Annotated in this window: 14 protein-coding genes and 1 pseudogene; 10 read left to right on the top strand and 5 right to left on the bottom strand. The window is 59.0% G+C overall.

The annotated features are described in order from the left end of the window. Positions 1-106: 106 nt before the first annotated feature. Positions 107-803: pseudogene (locus tag INF77_RS17325) on the top strand (carbohydrate porin). A 14-nt stretch (positions 804-817) separates the two neighbouring features. Here INF77_RS17325 and INF77_RS17320 read toward each other — a convergent pair. Continuing rightward, on the bottom strand, positions 818-1,774 hold the full coding sequence (locus INF77_RS17320) for an AraC family transcriptional regulator (protein WP_028013503.1): 957 nt from the start codon (positions 1,772-1,774) through the stop codon (positions 818-820). Positions 1,775-1,889: 115 nt separating this feature from the next. Between INF77_RS17320 and INF77_RS17315 the strand changes: the two genes are divergently transcribed. Beyond that, the gene (locus INF77_RS17315) at positions 1,890-3,077 is read left to right on the top strand and encodes an MFS transporter (protein WP_193532498.1); all 1,188 of its coding nucleotides are present in this window, start codon (positions 1,890-1,892) and stop codon (positions 3,075-3,077) included. 40 nt (positions 3,078-3,117) lie between these two features. On the opposite strand, the gene gap is transcribed toward INF77_RS17315, so the two are convergent. After that, positions 3,118-4,128 carry a type I glyceraldehyde-3-phosphate dehydrogenase gene (gap, locus tag INF77_RS17310; RefSeq protein WP_126326989.1) on the bottom strand — a complete coding sequence of 337 codons (1,011 nt, stop codon included), beginning with the start codon at positions 4,126-4,128 and terminating at the stop codon, positions 3,118-3,120. 78 nt (positions 4,129-4,206) lie between these two features. Next, entirely contained in the window at positions 4,207-5,187 is a 981-nt protein-coding gene (locus INF77_RS17305; RefSeq protein ID WP_028013500.1) for a GlxA family transcriptional regulator, read from the bottom strand. 148 nt (positions 5,188-5,335) lie between these two features. On the opposite strand from INF77_RS17305, the gene INF77_RS17300 reads away from it, so the two are divergent. Then, positions 5,336-6,307 carry a fatty acid desaturase gene (locus INF77_RS17300; RefSeq protein ID WP_136343454.1) on the top strand — a complete coding sequence of 324 codons (972 nt, stop codon included), beginning with the start codon at positions 5,336-5,338 and terminating at the stop codon, positions 6,305-6,307. Further along, positions 6,300-7,058, top strand: coding sequence for a phosphate/phosphite/phosphonate ABC transporter substrate-binding protein (locus INF77_RS17295; protein ID WP_136343453.1), 759 nt, complete (start codon positions 6,300-6,302; stop codon positions 7,056-7,058). Before INF77_RS17300 ends, INF77_RS17295 begins: the two co-directional genes overlap by 8 nt. On the opposite strand, the gene INF77_RS17290 is transcribed toward INF77_RS17295, so the two are convergent. Then, positions 7,037-7,933 carry a LysR family transcriptional regulator gene (locus INF77_RS17290; protein ID WP_136343452.1) on the bottom strand — a complete coding sequence of 299 codons (897 nt, stop codon included), beginning with the start codon at positions 7,931-7,933 and terminating at the stop codon, positions 7,037-7,039. The genes INF77_RS17295 and INF77_RS17290 overlap by 22 nt on opposite strands. A gap of 23 nt (positions 7,934-7,956) precedes the next feature. Next, entirely contained in the window at positions 7,957-10,245 is a 2,289-nt protein-coding gene (locus tag INF77_RS17285) for an FdhF/YdeP family oxidoreductase (protein WP_048960693.1), read from the bottom strand. Between the two features lie 978 nt (positions 10,246-11,223). On the opposite strand from INF77_RS17285, the gene INF77_RS17280 reads away from it, so the two are divergent. The 6 genes from INF77_RS17280 to tagF are packed head-to-tail and all read left to right on the top strand — an operon-like array spanning position 11,224 to position 19,229. After that, positions 11,224-11,718, top strand: coding sequence for a hypothetical protein (locus INF77_RS17280; protein ID WP_028013496.1), 495 nt, complete (start codon positions 11,224-11,226; stop codon positions 11,716-11,718). Positions 11,719-11,741: 23 nt separating this feature from the next. Further along, on the top strand, positions 11,742-12,245 hold the full coding sequence (tssJ, locus tag INF77_RS17275; protein WP_028013495.1) for a type VI secretion system lipoprotein TssJ: 504 nt from the start codon (positions 11,742-11,744) through the stop codon (positions 12,243-12,245). 28 nt (positions 12,246-12,273) lie between these two features. After that, entirely contained in the window at positions 12,274-13,617 is a 1,344-nt protein-coding gene (gene tssK, locus INF77_RS17270) for a type VI secretion system baseplate subunit TssK (RefSeq protein ID WP_041909533.1), read from the top strand. Between the two features lie 17 nt (positions 13,618-13,634). Next, a complete protein-coding gene (locus INF77_RS17265; protein WP_193532497.1) occupies positions 13,635-14,873 on the top strand; it encodes a DotU family type VI secretion system protein in 1,239 nt (412 codons plus the stop codon). 2 nt (positions 14,874-14,875) lie between these two features. Next, complete coding sequence (tssM, locus tag INF77_RS17260) at positions 14,876-18,496, top strand: type VI secretion system membrane subunit TssM (protein WP_193532496.1); 3,621 nt, start codon at positions 14,876-14,878, stop codon at positions 18,494-18,496. Positions 18,497-18,512: 16 nt separating this feature from the next. After that, positions 18,513-19,229, top strand: coding sequence for a type VI secretion system-associated protein TagF (tagF, locus tag INF77_RS17255; RefSeq protein ID WP_193532495.1), 717 nt, complete (start codon positions 18,513-18,515; stop codon positions 19,227-19,229). Positions 19,230-19,232: the final 3 nt, after the last annotated feature.

Below are 19,232 nucleotides of genomic sequence, written 5' to 3'. Positions count from 1 at the left end.
GAACCCAAAAGGCTATGTAGTCGAAATGGCGATGCTCCCGATTTGCGTATTCACTTTTATAATCAGGATGAATTTTATGAAATTAAAAAAACGGTAATACTGATAAGTGCATTTTATTCCGGCGCTTAGACAGCAGCAGGCGGCCGCCGCGCAGGCAGCACCCGCCGTTGTTGTGCAGTCCGAAGAGCCGGTGAGCAAAGCCGAACCGCCAAAGCTGACGCTTTCAGGGTTTGGTGATATTAAATTTTATGGTGACGTGGCGTTTAATATAGATGCCGCCAGTAAAACAGGCAGTCTGACCTCCATTAAGCAAAGCGCTAATAGCGACCGGGCGCCGGGATATAAAGAACGCTGGGATATTAACGGGCGTAATTTATGAGGTTTTGATGGTTATCGAAAAAGGGATAACGGCAATTCTGCCGGATTTTCCGTTCAGCCTCTCGGCGGGAAATTTTATCTCGATGATGCGGTATTCTTCTTCGGTTCTGTGAACGACGGGGAAATTAAAGTCGGACGATCTCTACAGCGACGGCTACGGGTTTACTATGACCTGGGACGGGCTTAAAACCGATCCGGAGAACGGCGTGGTCATGAACCTCAACACCGCTTACCTGGACGCGAAGGGCGAGTACGATATTCATACCATCCATACGTCGTACCTGATCCCGAACATCCTGAAGATGAAAAACTTCAATATCTATCTGGGCGCGTATGCGTCCTGGGTCAACGCTTCCCCGAAAGCGGGCGATAAGAAAAACGACGATCGCTACGGTGGCCGCGTGCGCTTTAAATACTCTTTCTGATGCCAGCCTGCCGGTCAGACCTCTTCCGGGGCCTGGCCGGCTTCCCGCAGCGTGCCCGGCGCATGGCCAATGATGCGCTTAAAGGCCCGACTAAACGCCGCCAGCGATCCGTAACCCAGCCGCAGGGCGACCGTTTCAATCGGCTGATTTTCGTGACGAATGTACTGAATCGCCAGCCGCATTCTCAGTTCGCTGAGATACTTTGCCGGGGTCGTCCCCGTCGCGGCCAGAAACCGTTCGGCAAACACGGAGCGTGAGGTACCCGCTTCTTTCGCCAGATCCGCCACGCTCCAGTTCAGGCCAGGCTGCTGGTGCATGGCGTAAATGGCCCGGCTCAGGCGCGGGTCGCGTAAAACCTGCACCCAGCCGGTGGCTTTACCGCAGCCGCCCTCAACCCAGCCGCGCACAATTAACGCCGCCACCACATCAGCCAGCCGGGCAAGGATCCCGGCGAACCCGGCCTGACGGGTCATGGATTCTCGCTCCATCGCCGCCAGTAGCGGATGAATTTCCGGCCAGGTGGACATCAGCCGGCTGACCATCATCACTTCCGGCATTGCTTTGATCAGCGGCTGCATCCCGCCGAGCTCAAAATCCATACACCCGCTAAAGATGATGGTGTTCTCGCTCTCCGGACAGGGCTCGCAGGTAATGGCGCACACCGAGCCGCAGATAGGTTCGCTCGGAAAAGCGTTCACCGGGGTAATGGCTGCCTGAGCGTCAGAGAGCAGGGCGTGGGCATTCCCGCCAGGAATAAACAGCGCGTCGCCGCCGCTCAGTTCGAAGGTCGCACCGCTCTCCATACGCAGCAGGGCGCTACCGTGGCTCACAAAATGGAACTGCGCCTTACCGGGCGCCTGGTGGAACGCCACGCCAAACGGCGCGCTGGCTTCAATCCGTCGGTATTTCACGCCCGACAGGCGCATGCCGCGTAAGAGTTCGCTGATCAAATCGGGGGACTGAACGGTCATGGCGCAACTCCGGACGAATAATCAATAAGTGGAGATTATATGTCATAGATCGTCCACGGTGAACCCTCTATGCTTTTGCGACAGTTGTCACATTTTTATAACGGGAGAACAACAGATGAATTCATGTGTCGTGGTGAGAGAGGCCGTGGCGCCTGCCAGACCCGCCTGGCGGGCCGTCTATTCACTGGGGCTGGGCGTGTTTGGGTTGATAACGGCTGAGTTCCTGCCAGCCAGTTTGCTGACGCCGGTGGCCGCGAGTCTGGGCGTCAGCGAGGGCATGGCCGGGCAGGCCGTCACCGCCACCGCGCTGGTGGCACTGGTCACCGGGCTTCTGATTACGCCGGCGACCAAAAGTATCGACCGTCGCTGGGTACTGATGTTTTTCTCCGTGCTGCAAATCATCTCCAGCCTGCTGGTGGCCTTTGCGCCTACGCTGCACGTCCTGCTGATGGGGCGCCTGCTGTTAGGGGTCGCCATCGGTGGCTTCTGGGCGATGTCGACGGCCACCACGATGCGCCTGGTTCCGACGGATAAAGTACCGAAGGCGCTGGCGGTGATCTTCTCCAGCGTGTCGATTGCCACCGTGGTTGCTGCCCCGCTGGGGAGCTATCTGGGTAGCCTGATCGGCTGGCGCAACGTCTTTGTGCTCTGCATACTGCCGAGCGTACTGGCGCTGCTGTGGCAGATCTGGGTACTGCCGTCCATGAAGCCCGAGAGCAGCGGTAGCCTCAGCACGCTGTTCCGCGTGCTGCGTCGACCGGGCATGATCGGCGGCATGCTGGCCACTATTCTGATCTTCAGCGGCCATTTCGCCTTCTTTACCTACCTGCGCCCGTTCCTGGAAACGGTGGGGCAGGCGAACGTTGAGACCATTTCACTGATCCTGCTGGGCTTTGGGCTGGCGAACTTTGTCGGTACTTCCGTTGCCGGACATCTGCTGGCACGTAATCTACGCCTGACGCTGGCGCTGGTGCCGTTCGCCATGGGCATACTGGCGCTGACGATGGTGGCGTTTGGCCATCTGGCAATGCTGGACGGTTTCCTGGTGGCGCTGTGGGGCTTTGCGTTTGGTCTGGTTCCGGTGGGCTGGTCAACCTGGCTTGCCACCACCGTTCCGGATGAAGCCGAAAGTGCAGGGGGGCTGCTGGTGGCCTCAATCCAGCTGGCGATAAGCGCCGGTGCGGCCGGGGGCGGGGCGGTATTTGACCTTAACGGTGCCAGCGGCGTATTCGCCGGAAGCGGGTTCCTGCTGGTGACGGCGATGGTGATTGTGTTGATGGGCGTGAAAGTGAAAGCGGAATGATTTTTTGCCGGGTGAGCGTTCGCGCCACCCGGCTCCAGGCTTACAGCCCTTTCTTATCCATGAGCACCGCCAGATCCACCAGGCGGTTAGAGAAGCCCCACTCGTTGTCATACCACGCCAGGATCTTCACCATGTTCCCGCCAATTACCAGCGTGGAAAGCCCGTCGATAATGGAGGAGCGCGGGTCGCCCTGGTAGTCGCTGGAGACCAGCGGTTCATCGCTATAGCCCAGGATCCCTTTCAGAGGCCCGCTGGCGGCCGCGTTGCGGAACGCCTCATTCACCTCTTCGGCGGTTACGGTACGGCTGAGCGTTACCGTTAAATCTACAATCGACACCACCGGCACCGGCACGCGCAGGGAGTACCCGGTCAGCTTGCCGTCCAGGGAGGGGATCACTTTGCCCAGCGCTTTCGCCGCGCCGCTGGAGTAAGGCACAATCGACAGCGCCGCCGCGCGCGCGCCGCGCAGATCTTTTTCCGGCTGGTCGTGCAGCGCCTGGCTGTTGGTGTAGGCGTGCGTCGTGTTCATCAGACCATGCTCGATCCCGAACTGCTGATGCAGCACCTGAGCCGCCGGCGCCAGACCGTTAGTGGTACAGCTCCCGTTACTGACGACCACGTGCTGAGCCGGGTCGTAGCGATCGTGGTTCACTCCCATCACAACCGTCAGATCATCATTCTTGCCGGGCGCGGAGATGATGACGCGCTTTGCGCCACCCTGCGTGACGTGCACCGCCGCTTTTTCCCGATCGGTAAAGAAGCCGGTGGCCTCAATTACCACGTCAACACCAACATCGCGCCACGGAATATTTGCCGGGTCGCGTTCGCTAAACACCACAATCCGCTGACCGTCCACCTGCAGTGCGCCGTCAGCCGCTTCAACGGGCGCGGGCAGTTTGCCCAGAAGGGAATCATGTTTCAGCAGGTGGGCGAGGGTTTTACTGTCCGTCAGATCGTTAATGGCCACAATCTGAAGATCCGGGTTACCCAGCGCCGCGCGCAGGAAATTACGTCCGATACGGCCGAAACCGTTAATACCGACCTTAACCATGGTGCACTCCTTATCTCTGTTGTCTGGAGTCACTGTAGGCGCAGGGCCGGTTGGCGTAAACGACAAAAAAGGATCAGATTACGCCATCTTGCGGCAGTGGAAGCGCTGGCGATACTCGCCTGGCGTGAGGTGGAGCTGTTTCTCAAACACGCGGCGCAGGTTAATGCTGGTGCCAAACCCGCTTTGCTCGGCAACCCGCTCAAGGGGATCATGGGTCTGCTCAAGCAACTGTCGGGCGGCGGCCAGGCGCGCTTCCATCACGTAACGGGCAGGCGAGACGCCCGCGTCGCGGGTAAAAACCCGGGTGAAATTGCGCGGGCTCATCGCCACCTTTTCGGCCAAATTTTCCACGCACAGGTCGGCGGTGAGGTTCTGCAGGATCCAGGTTTGCAGTTCGCTGATAGGCCCCGATGCGCCAGGCTGCTGCAGGCTATAGCGGCTGAACTGCAGTTGTCCGCCGGGGCGACGCAGATACATCACCATATCCTGCGCCACGTCGCGGGCGAGGGTAAATCCGTAGTCGTCTTCCACCAGCGCCAGGGTCAGATCGAACCCGGAACTCACGCCGCCGGAGGTCCAGATGGGGCCATCCTGAATATACAGCGGGCCGCCTTCGACGTGGATAGCCGGGTACTGGGCTTGCATCGTCTCCAGCAGCCGCCAGTGGGTGGTTGCACGGCGGCCGTCCAGCAAGCCGGTCTGGGCAAGCAGCATCGCGCCCCCGCAAATGGAGGCGACTCGCCGGGCGTGCGGGGCAGCGAGGTGCAGCCAGTCCACCACCGCCGTGCTCTCCTGCTCGTTGATCCCGCGTCCGGTGATGATAATGGTGTCCAGCGGTTCGCGCGGATCCAGCTCCGGCAGACGATAGTCCGCCAGCAGGTTCAGGCCAGACTGGCCGTGGATCACCTGGTGGGGCTGCGTGGTGGCAATGATGATACGGTAGCGGGGCTGGGTAAGCCCTTCCGGATGCAGCCGGTTGGCCTGCATCAGAATGTCGGCGATACCGGCGGCCTCAAACAGCATGCCGCCGTCAGGTACGATAATTAATATTTTCTTCATGTCCTGAAAAGTACCTTTACTACAGAATAAGTCAAGCCGGGCGTGACCCTGCGTTTCCGGCAAAGCAAAGCGATTTAAGTTCTTTGTCATTTCAGGCGTTATCCCCGATCGTCAGAGCATTGTCTCTGGCGAAACGGCGTCTGAAGGAATGAGTAAACGAAGCACCCTCTATTTACATCCGCAGCAGCGCAATCACATCCACCGACTTGCATCTGGGATTCTGTGGCGAAGTGAACTCCCTACGTGGCTGCTGATCGTCATTATCTATACCGGCTGGTTTTCCGCCCTAACATTCTGGCAAACGCTCGGCCTGCTTCCCGCCACGCTGCTGCTTATCTGGTTTACCGCCTGGTACATGTCCCTGCAGCATGAGCTGATCCACGGGCATCCCACCCGTTTTGCCTGGCTTAACCAGCTGTTCGGCACGCTCCCTCTGGCGGTCTGGTATCCGTATGGCCTGTACCGGGATTCCCATCTGGCCCATCACCGTCACGATAGCCTGACCGATCCGGTGGATGACCCGGAGTCGTATTATTTCACCGAGGCGAGCTGGGCGCGCTTTTCCCCGTGGCAGAAGTGCCTGATCCGGGCCCGGAATACCTTTGCCGGGCGGCTTCTGCTGGCGCCGCTGCTGGATATCGTCCAGACGCTGGGCAGCGCCGGGGCGGCGTTTCGTGATTTTCACCTGCGGGCGATGGCGATGTGGCTGGTTCATGCTCTGCTGCTGGGGGCACTTTTCGCGTGGATGGTGCATCACGGCTTTTCACCCGTCTGGTTTGTGCTGGCGGTAAGCTATCCGGCGCTGGCGCTGACCAAGGTCCGCTCGTTCTACGAACATCGGGCGGCGGACGATCCGCTCGCGCGCTCGGTCATTAACGAGGCCGGGCTAGTCTGGCGGGTGCTGTTTTTGAATCTCAACTACCATTCTATTCACCACGATTTACCGGGCGTTCCCTGGTACGGGTTGCCGACGATCTACCGGCAAAACCGGGAGGCGTACCGGCAGCGTAACCACGGCTTTGTGGTACGGGGCTACGGTGAATGGCTACGCCAGTTCTGGACCCGGCCAGTGGAGGTCACCGTCCATCCCGGAAAACAACAGGAGGAGAGGTATGAGTAACCTGCTGGCGTTTCCCATGTACGCCGTGGATCGCGGCGATACCCGCGCGCTCTGGCTGGCGGTGCAGCATCTGCTGGCCGCGCGTGGCGTGCCCGTCGGTGGTGCTCCCGGCTGGCCGGAGTCTGACCTGCTGGCCCACTGGCAGCAGCCTGAGCTTATCCTCAGCCAGACATGCGGCTACCCGCTGGTGACGCAGCTCCCGGAGGTACAGGTGGTGGGCTGTTTTCACTACACCGCCGCGGGCTGCGAAGGATTCCAGTACCGCAGTTTTCTGGTAGCGCGCGCGGAGGAAAGGCATCTCACGCTGGCGGATTTTCGCGGACGTCGGGCGGTTTGTAATTCGGAAGACTCGCAGTCCGGCTATAACGCGCTGCGAAAAAAGGTGGCTCCCCTGATTGTTGACGGACCATTTTTTTCACAAACGTCCTTCAGCGGTAGCCACCGTCAGTCGCTGATTGACGTGCAGCGCGGGAAGAGCGATATCGCCGCCATCGACTGCGTGACCTGGGCGCTGCTGGAGCGTCATGAGCCGGAACGGCTTGCGGGGCTGGCGGCGTTCGATCGAACGCCGCTGACGCCAGGGCTGCCATTAATCACGTCGCGACGCACGTCCCCCGAAACGCTCAGCGCCATTCGCGATGCGCTGCGCGAGCTGGTGAGTGCGCCGGAATACCGGGAGGTCTGCGCCGCAGTGCTGATCGGCGGTTTTAGCGTGGTGTCGCGGCAGGCTTACGCCTCCTTGTCCGCGTGATAAATCGCCTGCGCGTCGGTAAAACAGCGCAGCGCCAGCGAAGAGACGGGTTTCTGCCTGCGCATAATCAGGCCGATGGGAGCCTCAATGTTCGCGTCGGCGATGGGGATAATCCTGAAAGTGCCGTTCAGGGCTTCCAGCCCGTTATTCAGCGGCATCACGGCGCAGCATACGCCGCTCTGAACTGCCTGAATGATCTGGAACGTGGAGTCGCTCTCAAAAACGGCCGTCGGTTCGATGCCAGCAGCTTTAAAGCTGGCCTCCATATGCGCCCGGTAGTGCATCCCTTTGGTCAGGAACCCCAGCGGAAAATCCGTCAGGTCGTGCCAGGTCAGCGTCTCCGGGGTAAGCTGGAAATGACGGGTGTCGTGGAGCAGCCCCATCTTCGTTTTGGGAAGCTGAATAATGTCAAACAGGCTGGTGTCGATGCTGTTCAGGTAGCAAATCCCCAGCTCAAGCTGATTGCGGTTGACGCCGTCGGCAATCTGCGCCGAAGACATAGAATAGAGGCTGTAGGTCAGCTCCGGGTACTTTTGCGTCAGCAGGCGGATAAAGATCATCGGATCCACGCTCGCCAGCGGCACCATCCCCAGACGTAATTCTCCCACTACCTGGCCTTTACACAGCGCGGCTTCCGCCTGCAATCCGTCGTGTGCGGCAAGAAGCGCGCGCGCCCATGCGAGAATGCGCTCTCCCTCCGGCGTAAACCCTTCAAAGCGCTGCCCGCGCACGATCAGCACCAGCCCCAGCTCCTCTTCCAGGCTGCGGATGCGCATGGAGAGGGTCGGCTGGGTGATGTTGCACCGCAATGCCGCTTTACCAAAGTGGCGGGTCTCGTCGAGCGCGAGTAAATATTTTAACTGTTTTATGTCCATCACTCTTCTCTGCGCGTAAAGCCTTACAGCATGCGGATCTCTTTCGAGCGCAGGGTAATGCGAACCGGAACCGATTTATACGACGGCGTACCGCTGTCCTTATCGAGATAATCGAGCGGCACCAGCACGTTGGCCTCCGGGTAATACGCGCCGACGGAGCCCGGGGCGATGTTGTACGCCACCACCGTAATATCTTCCAGCCGCTGCGCGCTGCCGGGGAGGGCGGTTTCGATATCCACGCGATCGCCGTGTTCCAGCCCTGACTGCGCCATATCTTCTTCGTTCATAAACAGCACGTCGCGGCGGCCAAATACGCCACGGTAGCGATCGTCTAGGGCGTAAATGGTGGTGTTGTACTGATCGTGGCTGCGCAGCGTGATCAGGCGCAGCACATGCTCGCCTTCACCGCTGGCGTTTTCCTGTACGCCGTCGAATACCGAGAACATCGCTTTGCCCGTTGCGGTGGGCCAGATACGCTGTGTCGGAGGCAGCGGCATGCGGAAGCCGCCGGGAACACGGATCCGCGCATTGTAGTTCTCAAAGCCCGGAATGGTCTGCTCGATCAAATCGCGGATGCGGTCGTAATCCTCGACCAGCGTCAGCCAGTCCACGCGTGTTTCCGGCAGGGTAGCCTTTGCGAGGCCAGCGACGATGGCAGGCTCCGAACGGAGCAACGGCGAGGCGGGTTTCAGCTTGCCGGAGGAAGCATGCACCATCGACATAGAGTCTTCGACGGTGATGGACTGGCGGCCGGTGGCCTGCATATCCAGCTCCGTGCGGCCGAGGCACGGGAAAATAAAGGTCTCTTTGCCCACCAGCAGATGGGTACGGTTCAGCTTGGTCCCGACGTGCACGCTCAGATCCAGGTTACCCATCGCCGGGAAACCGTTCTCGTGGTCGGGCATCGCGACGGCAAAGTTACCGCCGAGGCAAATGAGCGCTTTTGCGCGACCGTCGATCATGGCCTGCGTCGCCTGCACCGCATCGTGTCCGTGACGGGAAGGGGGCTCAAAGCCAAACACTTCTTTCAGGCGGTTCAGGAAGGCCGGGGCAGGCTTCTCGCTAATCCCGACGGTCCGGTTCCCCTGAACGTTAGAGTGGCCGCGCAGGGGGCAGATCCCCGCGCCGGGCTTGCCGATGTTCCCGCGCAGAAGCAGCAGGTCAGCAATCAGGCGGACGTTCGCCGTGCCTTTATTGTGCTGGGTAATCCCCATTCCGTAAGTAATGATGGTGGCGTTTGATTTGGCATAGGCCTCGGCCACCTTTTTGAGCGCCGCCTGGCTGAGCCCCGACTCGCGCTCAATGTCGTCCCAGCGGGTCTGCGCGATATCGGCGGCAAAATCTTCAATACCCCGGGTGTGTTCTGCAATAAACGCGCGGTCAAGCACGTCACCGCGTTCGGCCTCCATCTCCAGAAGGTGTTTAGCAATGCCTTTCAGCGCGGCGGCATCGCCCCCGGCCTTCACCTGGAAGTAGGTCGAGGCGATGTCCGTAGAGCTATAGGTTGCCATTTCAATCACGCTTTGCGGGTCGGCAAAACGTTCGAGGGCGCGTTCGCGCAGCGGGTTGAAAACGATAATCGGCACATTGCGACGCGCCAGCTCGTGCAGGGTACCCATCATTCGCGGATGGTTGGTGCCGGGGTTGTGACCGATGGAGATCACCAGCTCAGTCTTGTCGAAATCGTCCAGCGAGACAGTGCCTTTCCCAATTCCGATGGAGCGCGGCAAGCCGACGCTGGTGGCCTCGTGACACATATTCGAGCAGTCCGGGAAATTATTGGTGCCGTACTCGCGGGCGAACAGCTGGAACAGATACGCCGCTTCGTTGGAGGCGCGCCCGGAAGTATAGAACTCGACCTGGTCCGGTTCGAGCCCGCGCAATATTTCCCCGATGCGTTGAAACGCCTCGTCCCAGTCGACGGGCCGGAAGGTATCGCTGGCCCGGTCATAGCGCAGGGGATGCGTCAGACGACCGTAACCTTCCAGCTCAAAGTCCGATTTTGCCAGCAGCGAGGAGACGCTGTTTTCCGCCAGAAAATCGGGCGTCACGCGCTTACTGGTCGCTTCCCAGGTTACCGCTTTCGCGCCGTTCTCGCAGAACTGGAATGTCGACTTGTGCTCTTTATCGGGCCACGCGCAGCCGGGGCAGTCAAAACCGTCCGGCTGGTTGGTACGCAGCAGCGTCGCGGGAGCGTCCAGGGTATCCATTTGGGTACGTACTGCAATGGCCGTCGCCTTCAACGCGCCCCAGCCGCCGGCAGGACCATCGTAGTGTCTGATACCGGGAACTGAGCGTCTTTTCGTGTTCATACTGACTCCTGACGTGTTTGGTCGCGCAACGGCTGGGTAATAAGCAAAAGCAATGACTGGCGGAGATGGAAATCCACGCGGTCGAGTTACGGCTCTTGCCTGTAATTATCTTTATAACAATGAGTTAAAAATGTTGGCATGCAACTATTTAAAGAAATTATAACGAAATTTTATCATTTTAATAATAAATTGTATCTATCATCCGGTAGGCAGGATAGATAGCGTCGAGAGGGAAAGCATGTAGCGCAGGTAAAATTTCGAATGAAAGAGACGGTCGCTCAAAAGTGGAAACATGGCGGATGACAGGCGCTGTAGCAACATCGGTATTCGAAATAGTGACGAGAAGGTTTACTCAGGCTTAATGATTAATGGAAATGTATAATCACTTACAGGGTTATTATCACAATATGAAATATAAGTTATTTTGAGTCGTGAAATTAAAGGGGCAGTCAATAAGTTAAATAGCGATGGTGTCGTCAGGTGATGCGGCAATATTAAACATACCCTGTTAGTGCAACAAATAATTCATCGTCGATATCTTCATCTGATATCACCAAAACGACATTTCTACTAATTATGGTAGTGGCGATAATAGCGTTATTGCGTTAATGAAATCCGTTCTCTTTTGAATTTTGTGCTTTAATAACAGTGTGTTATATCATTAGCAGGTGTTGAAATAAGTAGCTCCAGGCCATGTCGGGTTTTTTTATCAGATTATTCCTATAATGTTTTGGCTGCTTCAATTACCACCACTTACGCTGCGGTAAATATTGAATTGAAGCAAAGCTCATGTAAACTTGTTTACCGTTTGTCAAAATATGTCAGGAAGACGCTGGGCCTTATTCTGAAGGGCTCGTGCGGTAGCTATGCCTTTAAATTAGTAACACCCCGAAATTATCCTGACTATTTTAACAATAGCACCTAAGTCAAATTTCATCCCCTTATCTCCATCATCAAAATATCGCTACGGAAAAGCATATGAAAATGCGCGTACTGTTTTCACTTCTGTTTGTAATGGCGGTGGCGGGCTGTAAAGCGCCACAGAAACCGGCAATCACCGACGACACGATCGTGACCAGCCAGGTCAACGGTGTCACCCTGACCCACCGTCACGCCGTGGTGCCGCCAACGGAATTCACCCAGCTCAATGAGCCTTATCGTGCCATGTACCCGGCCTCCCTGATGAGCCGTCCTGATTTTGGCGGAAAGGTTATCCGTACGCTGGAAACCGGAAAAACCTATGTAGTGCTGGGGCAGGTTGAACACTACTGGATGGCGCTCGCCGATGAGGGGAACGACCAGCTGATTGGCTACGTCCCGATGCGTGCCGTTATCAAAGCCGACCAGTACGAAGCCACCGTCCGCAAACAGGCCATTCGTCCTAAGGTGCGTAAAAAAGCGACCTGCGTCGATGTGGATGGCAACAGCAAAGCCTGCAAAGACAGCGCTAACGGTACCTGGATCCTGAACTAAACGGCTTTCGTGGGCGTATTTTTATGAATAATAAAAAGTTTCATCGGCTGTGGTTAGTCTTTTACGCGGCGATTTTCGCCCTTGTCAGTGGTTGTACGTCGTCTTCACACAGCGACCCTTCCCGCTACAATCTGCAGTTTCAGGCTCATCCACAAATCAATGATTCTGCGCCACTTAAAGTCCGGGTGCTGTTGTTGAAATCCGATGCGGATTTCATGTCCAGCGACTTCTATTCCCTGCAGAACAACGCGTCAGCAACGCTTGGCGCGAATCTGCTGAACAGCGACGTTTTCTTCCTGATGCCGGGACAGCTGTCCAAAACCCTCAGCGGTCAGAGCGATCCTGAGGCGCGTTATATCGGCGTGATGGCGGAATATCAGAAGCTGGACGGTAAAAAATGGCGCGTTTCACTCCCGCTGCCTGTGCCAGGCGAAAATCATATCTACCAGTTCTGGAAATGGTCCGCGGATGAACTCCAGGCCAACGTTTTTCTCGACGTAAACGGCATTCGGGTCATCAGCCAGTAACGCGCTTCACAACAGGAAACACATCATCATGACCAAAGCAGAAAAGGTCGTCTGGACCGAAGGCATGTTCCTGCGTCCACACCATTTTCAGCGGACTGAAAGTTATCTGCTCAACCATGTTCGTGAGTGGGGTGCGCTGCAGCGTTCCTATCTCTGGGGCTTTCTCGACGTAGAACTGGACGAAGCGATGCTTCGCCAGGGCTGTATTGCCCTGAGCTACTGCAGCGGGTTACTGCCGGACGGCACCTTTTTCCAGGTCCGCAACGGACGCAATGGTCCCGCGCCGCTAAAAATTCCTGACAATCTCACCAACGAAAAGGTGGTGCTCGCGCTGCCGGTTCGTCGTGGCGAGCGGGAAGAGGTGATTTTCAGCGAAGAGCCTGCCTCACTGGCCCGCTTCGTCGCGTTTGAGCAGGAGGTGGAGGACGATAACGCCATGTCGGTGGGGGATGCCACCGTCCAGTTTGGCCGCCTGCGCCTGACGCTGATGCTGGAAAAAGACCTCACGGCAGAATGGACATCCATCGGCGTGGCGTTTGTGACTGAAAAACGCAACGACAACCACGTGCGGCTGGATAACAGCTACATCCCGCCGATGCTGAACGCCAATAACAGCCCGCAGATCTACAGCATGATCAACGATCTGCACGGTTTGCTGGTGCAGCGCAGCCAGCAGATTGGCGGCCGCCTGCGTCAGCCTGGCCGCTTTAACACCTCTGAACTGATTGAATTTACGCTGCTTTCGCTCGTGAACCGTCATCTGGGCGAGGTTTCACATTTAAAAACGCTGCCGCTGCTGCACCCGGAAACGCTCTGGCGCAGCTGGCTGCCGTTTGCCACCGAGCTCACGACCTGGACGTCGCAGCGCACCACCGAGAGCGTGCTGCCGATCTACGATCACGACGATCTGGCGAACTGCTTCAGCAAGCTGATGCTGATGCTGCGTCAGGGGCTGTCGCTGGTGATGGAAGACCACGCCATTCAGCTGCCGCTTAACGAGCGCTCGCATGGCCTGAACATCGCCACCGTTCCTGAAACCAGCATGGTGCGGGAATTTGGCTTCGTGCTGGCGGTGAAAGCCAACGTGCCGGGCGAACACCTGCAAACCCACTTCCCGGCGCAGATGAAAATTGCCCCGGTCTCGAAAATTCGCGATCTGGTTCAGCTGCAGCTGCCGGGCATTATGCTGCGCGCCATGCCGGTCGCGCCGCCGCAGATCCCGTGGCATGCCGGCTACAGCTACTTCGAGCTGGAGAAGGGCAGCGAGCTGTGGCACGAGATGGATAAGTCCGGCGCATTCGCCCTGCACCTTGCAGGGGAGTTCCCGGGGCTGGATATGGAGTTTTGGGCCATCCGTAGCCCGACAGAATAATAAAGCGAGCGCTTAATATGCAGGAACGACAGGATAGCGGCAGTGATGCCGCGTTTACCGGAGCCAGTAGCAACAATCAGCTGGTGGCGGCCGCCAATCCGCTGCTCAACGCGATTCCGCAGATCCGTCATTCGGTATCACATGACGATCAGGTGGCGTTACGCCAGCGCCTGATCGATGAGATTCGCCGTTTTGAAGTCCGCTGTCAGCAGGCGGGGCTGCCCTACGAAGTGATCGTCGGGGCGCGCTACTGCCTGTGCACGGCGCTGGACGAGGCCGCCGCGCTGACTCCCTGGGGCAGCAGCGGCGTCTGGTCCAGCAATGGCCTGCTGGTGACGTTCCATAACGAAACCTGGGGCGGCGAAAAGTTCTTCCAGCTGCTGGCGCGCCTGTCGCAGAATCCGCGCGAGCATATCCTGCTGCTGGAGATGATCAACTACTGCCTGCTGCTCGGCTTCGAGGGGCGCTATCGGGTGCTGGACAATGGCCGCACCCAGCTTGAAACCATCAAGCAGCGGCTGTGGCAAATGATCCGCGGCGTGCGCGGCAGCTATCCGCCGCCGCTTTCTCCTCATCCGGAAGATCGTCCGGTGCTGCGCAAGCTCTGGCGGCCGATGGTTCCCCTGTGGGCCTGCGTGGCGCTGGCCGGGTTTATCGCCTGCCTGTTTTACATCGTGCTTAACTGGCGCCTTGGCGACAACACCAACCCGGTGCTGGCGAAGATTTATCAGTCCCAGCTGCCGGAAACCACCATCCAGCAGCCGGCGCGTCAGCTGCCCGCGGTGCTTAACCTGCGCGGCTTCCTGAAGCCTGAAATTGAGGCGGGCCTGGTGGCGGTAAAAGACCAGGCAGATCGCAGCGTCGTGATCCTGAAGGGCGATGGGCTGTTTGACTCCGCCTCGACCGTCGTGCGCGACCGCTATGAACCGGTCATCAACCGCATTGCGCAGGCGATGAACAACGTCAGCGGCAAAATTCTGGTGGTGGGCTACAGCGATAACGTGCCGATCCGCAGCGCGCGCTTTGCCTCTAACTACGAGCTCTCACTGGAACGCGCGCGCTCCGTACAGAAAATGCTGCAGGGAAGCCTCTCTCAGCCTGGCCGCGTGAAGGCGGAAGGGCGGGGCGAGATTAACCCGGTGGCGCCGAACACGACGCCGGAAAACCGCGCCCGTAACCGCCGTGTGGAAATTACTCTGCTGGTGTCGCCTGAAAACACCCAGGCCGAGCTGAACGGATTGCCGCAAGGAAACTAAGGATGCTGACTACACTTCTTTCCATTCTGACCAACCGCATTCTGTGGAGCTTCCTCGGCGTAACGGCGCTGGCGGCGGTGATCTGGATGATTGGCCCGCTGTTGTCCATCGTGGACACCCGACCGCTCGAATCCGAACAGAACCGCATCATCAGTATCGCCGTGGTCTACCTGCTGTGGGCGCAGGGCCATATTCTGCCGCGCCTTTATAACGCCTGGCTGAACCGCAAGCTGATGGACAAGCTCAACGAGAACACCACCAGCCCGGAGGCGGCGGATCCGCAGCAGCGCCTGAACAGCGAGGAGCAGATCCTCGCCAGCCGTTTTGATGAAGCCGCGCAGATGCTTAAAAAAGCGCACTTCAGCAAAGCGGGCCAGGGCGCTCAGTGGACCCAGCGCTTCAGCACGCAATATCTCTATCAGCTGCCATGGTACGTCATTATCGGCGCGCCGGGCTCCGGTAAAACCACGGCGCTGGTGAACTCCGGGCTGCAGTTCCCGCTGGCCGACCGTTTCGGTAAGACCGCGCTGCGCGGTATTGGCGGCACGCGCAACTGCGACTGGTGGTTCACCAACGAAGCCGTGCTGCTGGACACCGCGGGTCGCTATACCACCCAGGAGAGCGAGCAGGCGCAGGATGCCGGTGAGTGGCTGCAGTTCATGGGGCTACTGCGCAAGTACCGTCGCCGCCAGCCGATCAACGGCGTCATCGTCACGATCAGCATTTCGGACCTGCTGACCCAGTCTGCCGAGGCGTCCCGCCAGCAGGCGGTGAACCTGCGCCAGCGCCTGTCCGAGCTGCATGAACAGCTGGGTATCCGCTTCCCGGTGTACGTGATGGTGACCAAGGCCGACCTTCTCAAAGGCTTCCGCGCCTGGTTTGCCGACTACGATAAAGCGCAGCGCGACCAGATCTGGGGCTTCACGCTGCCGTGGGAGCAGACCAAACACGCCGATTACGACCTGATGGGCAACTTCCAGCAGGAATTTTCTCTGTTACAGCAGCGTCTTGATGCCGGGCTGCCGGAAACCATGCTCAAAGAGCATGACGCGAAAACCCGCGCCGAAGCGTATCTCTTCCCGCAGGAGTTCGCCGCGCTGCGTCCGCTGCTGGCGGACTACCTGAGCACGGTCTTTGCGCGCTCCAACTTCGAAACTGAGTTCTCCCCGCGCGGGATCTACTTCGCCAGCGGGACGCAGGAAGGCATGCCGTTTGACCGCGTAATGGGCGAACTGAACCGCGCGCTCTCCCTGCCGGAAGGGGCAGAGCGCGATAACTGGGATTCGGTCAGTAAAGAAGCCCCAATCCCGGGCGCGAAGGGCCAGAGTTTCTTCATCAAGAACCTGCTGCAAAACGTTATTTTCCAGGAAGCCGGGATCGCCGGGGAAAACCGCTGGTGGGAGCTGCGCAACCGGGCGGTGATCTGGTCCGGCTACGTGGCGCTGCTGGCCCTGCTGGCGATCCTCGGCGGGCTGTGGCTGACCAGCTATGCTAAAAACAAGGCCTATCTGGAAGAGGTGGATGCGAAGGTGCCGCTGCTGGACCAGCAGAGCAAAGCGTTGCAGAACCAGCCGCAGCGTGACCTGTACGATCTGCTGCCATTGCTGAATGGCCTGGTGGACCTGCCGAAAAGCGACGCGTTTGATGTCAACGATCCGCCAGTCTCCCGCCGCATGGGGCTTTACCGTGGGGATGACGTCAGCGATGCTTCGCAGTCCCTGTACCAGAAAGCGCTGGATCAGCTGCTGTTGCCCGCCGTTGCTATGCACATCACCACCTGGCTGCGCAACGACAACGGCAGCGACGTGGAGTACAGCTACGAGGCGCTGAAAGCCTATCAGATGCTCTATCAGCCGAAGCACTACGACGGCAAATTCCTGCACTCCTGGGTGATGCTCAACCTGCAGCGCAACCTGCCGCAAAACGTCACGAAGGCGCAGCTGCAGCAGCTCGAATGGCATCTCACCCAGCTGCTGGAGCCGAAAATTCAGGCCTCGCCGTACGCGCAGGACGAATCCCTGGTGGCGCGTGAAAGAGCGCTGATCGGCCAGCAGCCGCTTTCAACCCGCGTCTACGGTCGCCTGAAGCGCCTGCTGGAACATGACGACAACCTCAAACCGGTCTCCCTTTCCGACCTGGGCGGGCCACAGAGCGAGCTGGTGTTTTCCCGCAAAAGCGGTAAGCCGGTGAGCGAAGGGGTGCCGGGTCTTTATACGCCGGACGGTTACTGGAAAAGCTTTAACAGCCAGATTGACAGCGTAACGACCGCCCTGCATGAAGACGACGCCTGGGTGCTGGGCGCCGCGACCGCGCAGGAAGATAAACAGCAGATCGATAACGCCGTACGCCAGCTCTACATGCGCGACTTTATCGCGAACTGGGATCGCTTTCTCGCCGACATCCAGCTTAACAACAGCGCCGATCTCTCCCAGCGCATCAACACTGCGCGCCTGCTCTCTGGCGCAAACTCGCCCCTGCGCCGTCTGGTGCAGAACCTGAGCCAGGTGCTGACGCTCTCCCGGGATACCCCGGCACCGGAAGATGCCGATAAAGCGCAGGCGCAGAGCAACCGCGCCACCCGCACGCTGGAAGCGCTGTTCAGCAATAATGACAATGCCCCGACGCAGGCTGCCGCGATTACTCAGGCGCCGGAGCAGCTGGTGACTGACCACTACGCGCCGATGATTGAGCTGGCCCAGCCGCTGGAAAAGGGTGGCAAGACCATCGTGTTTGACGATTTTCTCAAGCAGGTGGATGAGCTTTATCGTTACCTGACCGCCGTGCAGGACGCCGCCAACAGCGGTATGCCGGCGCCGGGCGGCGAGGCGATCAGCCGTCTGCAGGCCAGCGCCGGTCGACTGCCGGGCGGATTGCAAACCATGTTCAGCAACATGGCGGTGGGGGCCAGTAGCGATACCCAGCGCCGCGATCTGGAAAACGTGCGTAAGCGGATCAACGTTGAAGTCGGCGGTTTCTGCCGTCAGGCGATCGCCGGTCGCTACCCGCTGGTGCGCAGCGCCAGCACTGAGGTCACTCCGGACGATCTCGCCCGCATGTTCGCGCCGGGCACCGGGCTGATGGATACCTTCTTTCGCGACAACCTGACCAGCAAAGTGGATACGACGCAGGCAAACTGGCGCTTTATGCCGGGTATCGACGGTAAAACCCTGCCGGGCAGCGAAGGGCTGCTGAGACCGTTCCAGCAGGCCCAGTCGATTCGCGACGCCTTCTTTGCTAACGGCGCAACCACTCCGTCTTTCAAGGTGACGGTTCGCACCGTGCGAATGGATAACACCATTCTGAACCTGACGCTGGATGTCGACGGCCAGCTGCTGCGTTACAGCCACGGTCCGCAGGCGGTGCAGATCATGAACTGGCCGGGGCCGGGCGGCACCAACCAGGTCCGTATGCAGCTGGGTCTGGCTAACGGCAGCACCGCGACGCTTGTGACCAACGGCTCCTGGGCGTTAAACCGCTTTTTTGACAAAGCGAGCACCAGCCCGGGCGCGGGAAGCCTGAGCCGTCAGGCCACCTTCAACGTCGACGGACATCAGGTCACGCTGGAGTTTGCGCCTAACAGCATCCGCAACCCGTTCCAGCTTCCCCGTTTTTCATGCCCATAACCGCAAGGACAGCCGTATGACGAATACCCCTGCGATGAACCGCTACAGCTGGTATGGCAAATTACCCAGCGCCGGAGATTTCCTGCAGCGTCGTTTTCCTGACACCTTACAGCGCCAGTGGTCGCACTGGTTTCAGGTTGGCCTGCTGGCCTGGCAGCAGGAAGAGCAGCGCAGCGGCGAGCGCCACTTCACCAAAGCTCCGGTCTGGAATTTCGTCGTCCCGCCGATGCTGGGTAGCCAGATGATCCAGATGGGCTGCCTGCTGCCCGGCCGCGACAGCGTTGGCCGACAGTACCCGGTCTGCATTCAGTTGAGCTTCGCCCCGTCAGAGTGGTCGACCAGCCTGCTCAGCCAGGCGGAGAGCTGGTATCAGCAAATTGGTCGTCTGGGGCTGCACGCGGTGCGTAACAGCTTTTCCGCCTCGCAGCTGGATGAGATGCTGATGTCCATTCCGGCGCCGCAGCCCGTCGAGCCACAGAAGCGCTCTGACATCCTCGACGTCATTGGTTACGACGAGGACGGCCAAAGCACGCTGGGCTGGCCGCAGGCGGCAGAGTGCTTTGACCCGCTGCGTCAGACCAGCTACTGGTGGACTAACCGCTGCGACGGTTACCCGCTATACACCCACGTTCACAGCGGCAACTTCACCGGGCAGCTTTTTACCCTGCTGTTCGACCCGGCAGGGGGCGCCCGCCCGGGGCGTCACGGTCTCTATCCGCCTATGTTTGAATAAGCA

The organism is Enterobacter cloacae complex sp. P1B, assembly GCF_014982345.1.
Classification (GTDB): Bacteria; Pseudomonadota; Gammaproteobacteria; order Enterobacterales; family Enterobacteriaceae; genus Enterobacter; species Enterobacter bugandensis.
This window is presented reverse-complemented; position numbering and strand designations above follow the sequence as displayed.

Excerpts from the sequence above, each read along its gene's own strand:
- INF77_RS17320 (WP_028013503.1), bottom strand. The coding sequence starts at position 1,774 with ATGACCGTTCAGTCCCCCGATTTGATCAGCGAACTCTTACGCGGCATG.
- INF77_RS17315 (WP_193532498.1), top strand. The coding sequence starts at position 1,890 with ATGAATTCATGTGTCGTGGTGAGAGAGGCCGTGGCGCCTGCCAGACCC.
- gap (WP_126326989.1), bottom strand. The coding sequence starts at position 4,128 with ATGGTTAAGGTCGGTATTAACGGTTTCGGCCGTATCGGACGTAATTTC.
- INF77_RS17305 (WP_028013500.1), bottom strand. The coding sequence starts at position 5,187 with ATGAAGAAAATATTAATTATCGTACCTGACGGCGGCATGCTGTTTGAG.
- INF77_RS17300 (WP_136343454.1), top strand. The coding sequence starts at position 5,336 with ATGAGTAAACGAAGCACCCTCTATTTACATCCGCAGCAGCGCAATCAC.
- INF77_RS17295 (WP_136343453.1), top strand. The coding sequence starts at position 6,300 with ATGAGTAACCTGCTGGCGTTTCCCATGTACGCCGTGGATCGCGGCGAT.
- INF77_RS17290 (WP_136343452.1), bottom strand. The coding sequence starts at position 7,933 with ATGGACATAAAACAGTTAAAATATTTACTCGCGCTCGACGAGACCCGC.
- INF77_RS17285 (WP_048960693.1), bottom strand. The coding sequence starts at position 10,245 with ATGAACACGAAAAGACGCTCAGTTCCCGGTATCAGACACTACGATGGT.
- INF77_RS17280 (WP_028013496.1), top strand. The coding sequence starts at position 11,224 with ATGAAAATGCGCGTACTGTTTTCACTTCTGTTTGTAATGGCGGTGGCG.
- tssJ (WP_028013495.1), top strand. The coding sequence starts at position 11,742 with ATGAATAATAAAAAGTTTCATCGGCTGTGGTTAGTCTTTTACGCGGCG.
- tssK (WP_041909533.1), top strand. The coding sequence starts at position 12,274 with ATGACCAAAGCAGAAAAGGTCGTCTGGACCGAAGGCATGTTCCTGCGT.
- INF77_RS17265 (WP_193532497.1), top strand. The coding sequence starts at position 13,635 with ATGCAGGAACGACAGGATAGCGGCAGTGATGCCGCGTTTACCGGAGCC.
- tssM (WP_193532496.1), top strand. The coding sequence starts at position 14,876 with ATGCTGACTACACTTCTTTCCATTCTGACCAACCGCATTCTGTGGAGC.
- tagF (WP_193532495.1), top strand. The coding sequence starts at position 18,513 with ATGACGAATACCCCTGCGATGAACCGCTACAGCTGGTATGGCAAATTA.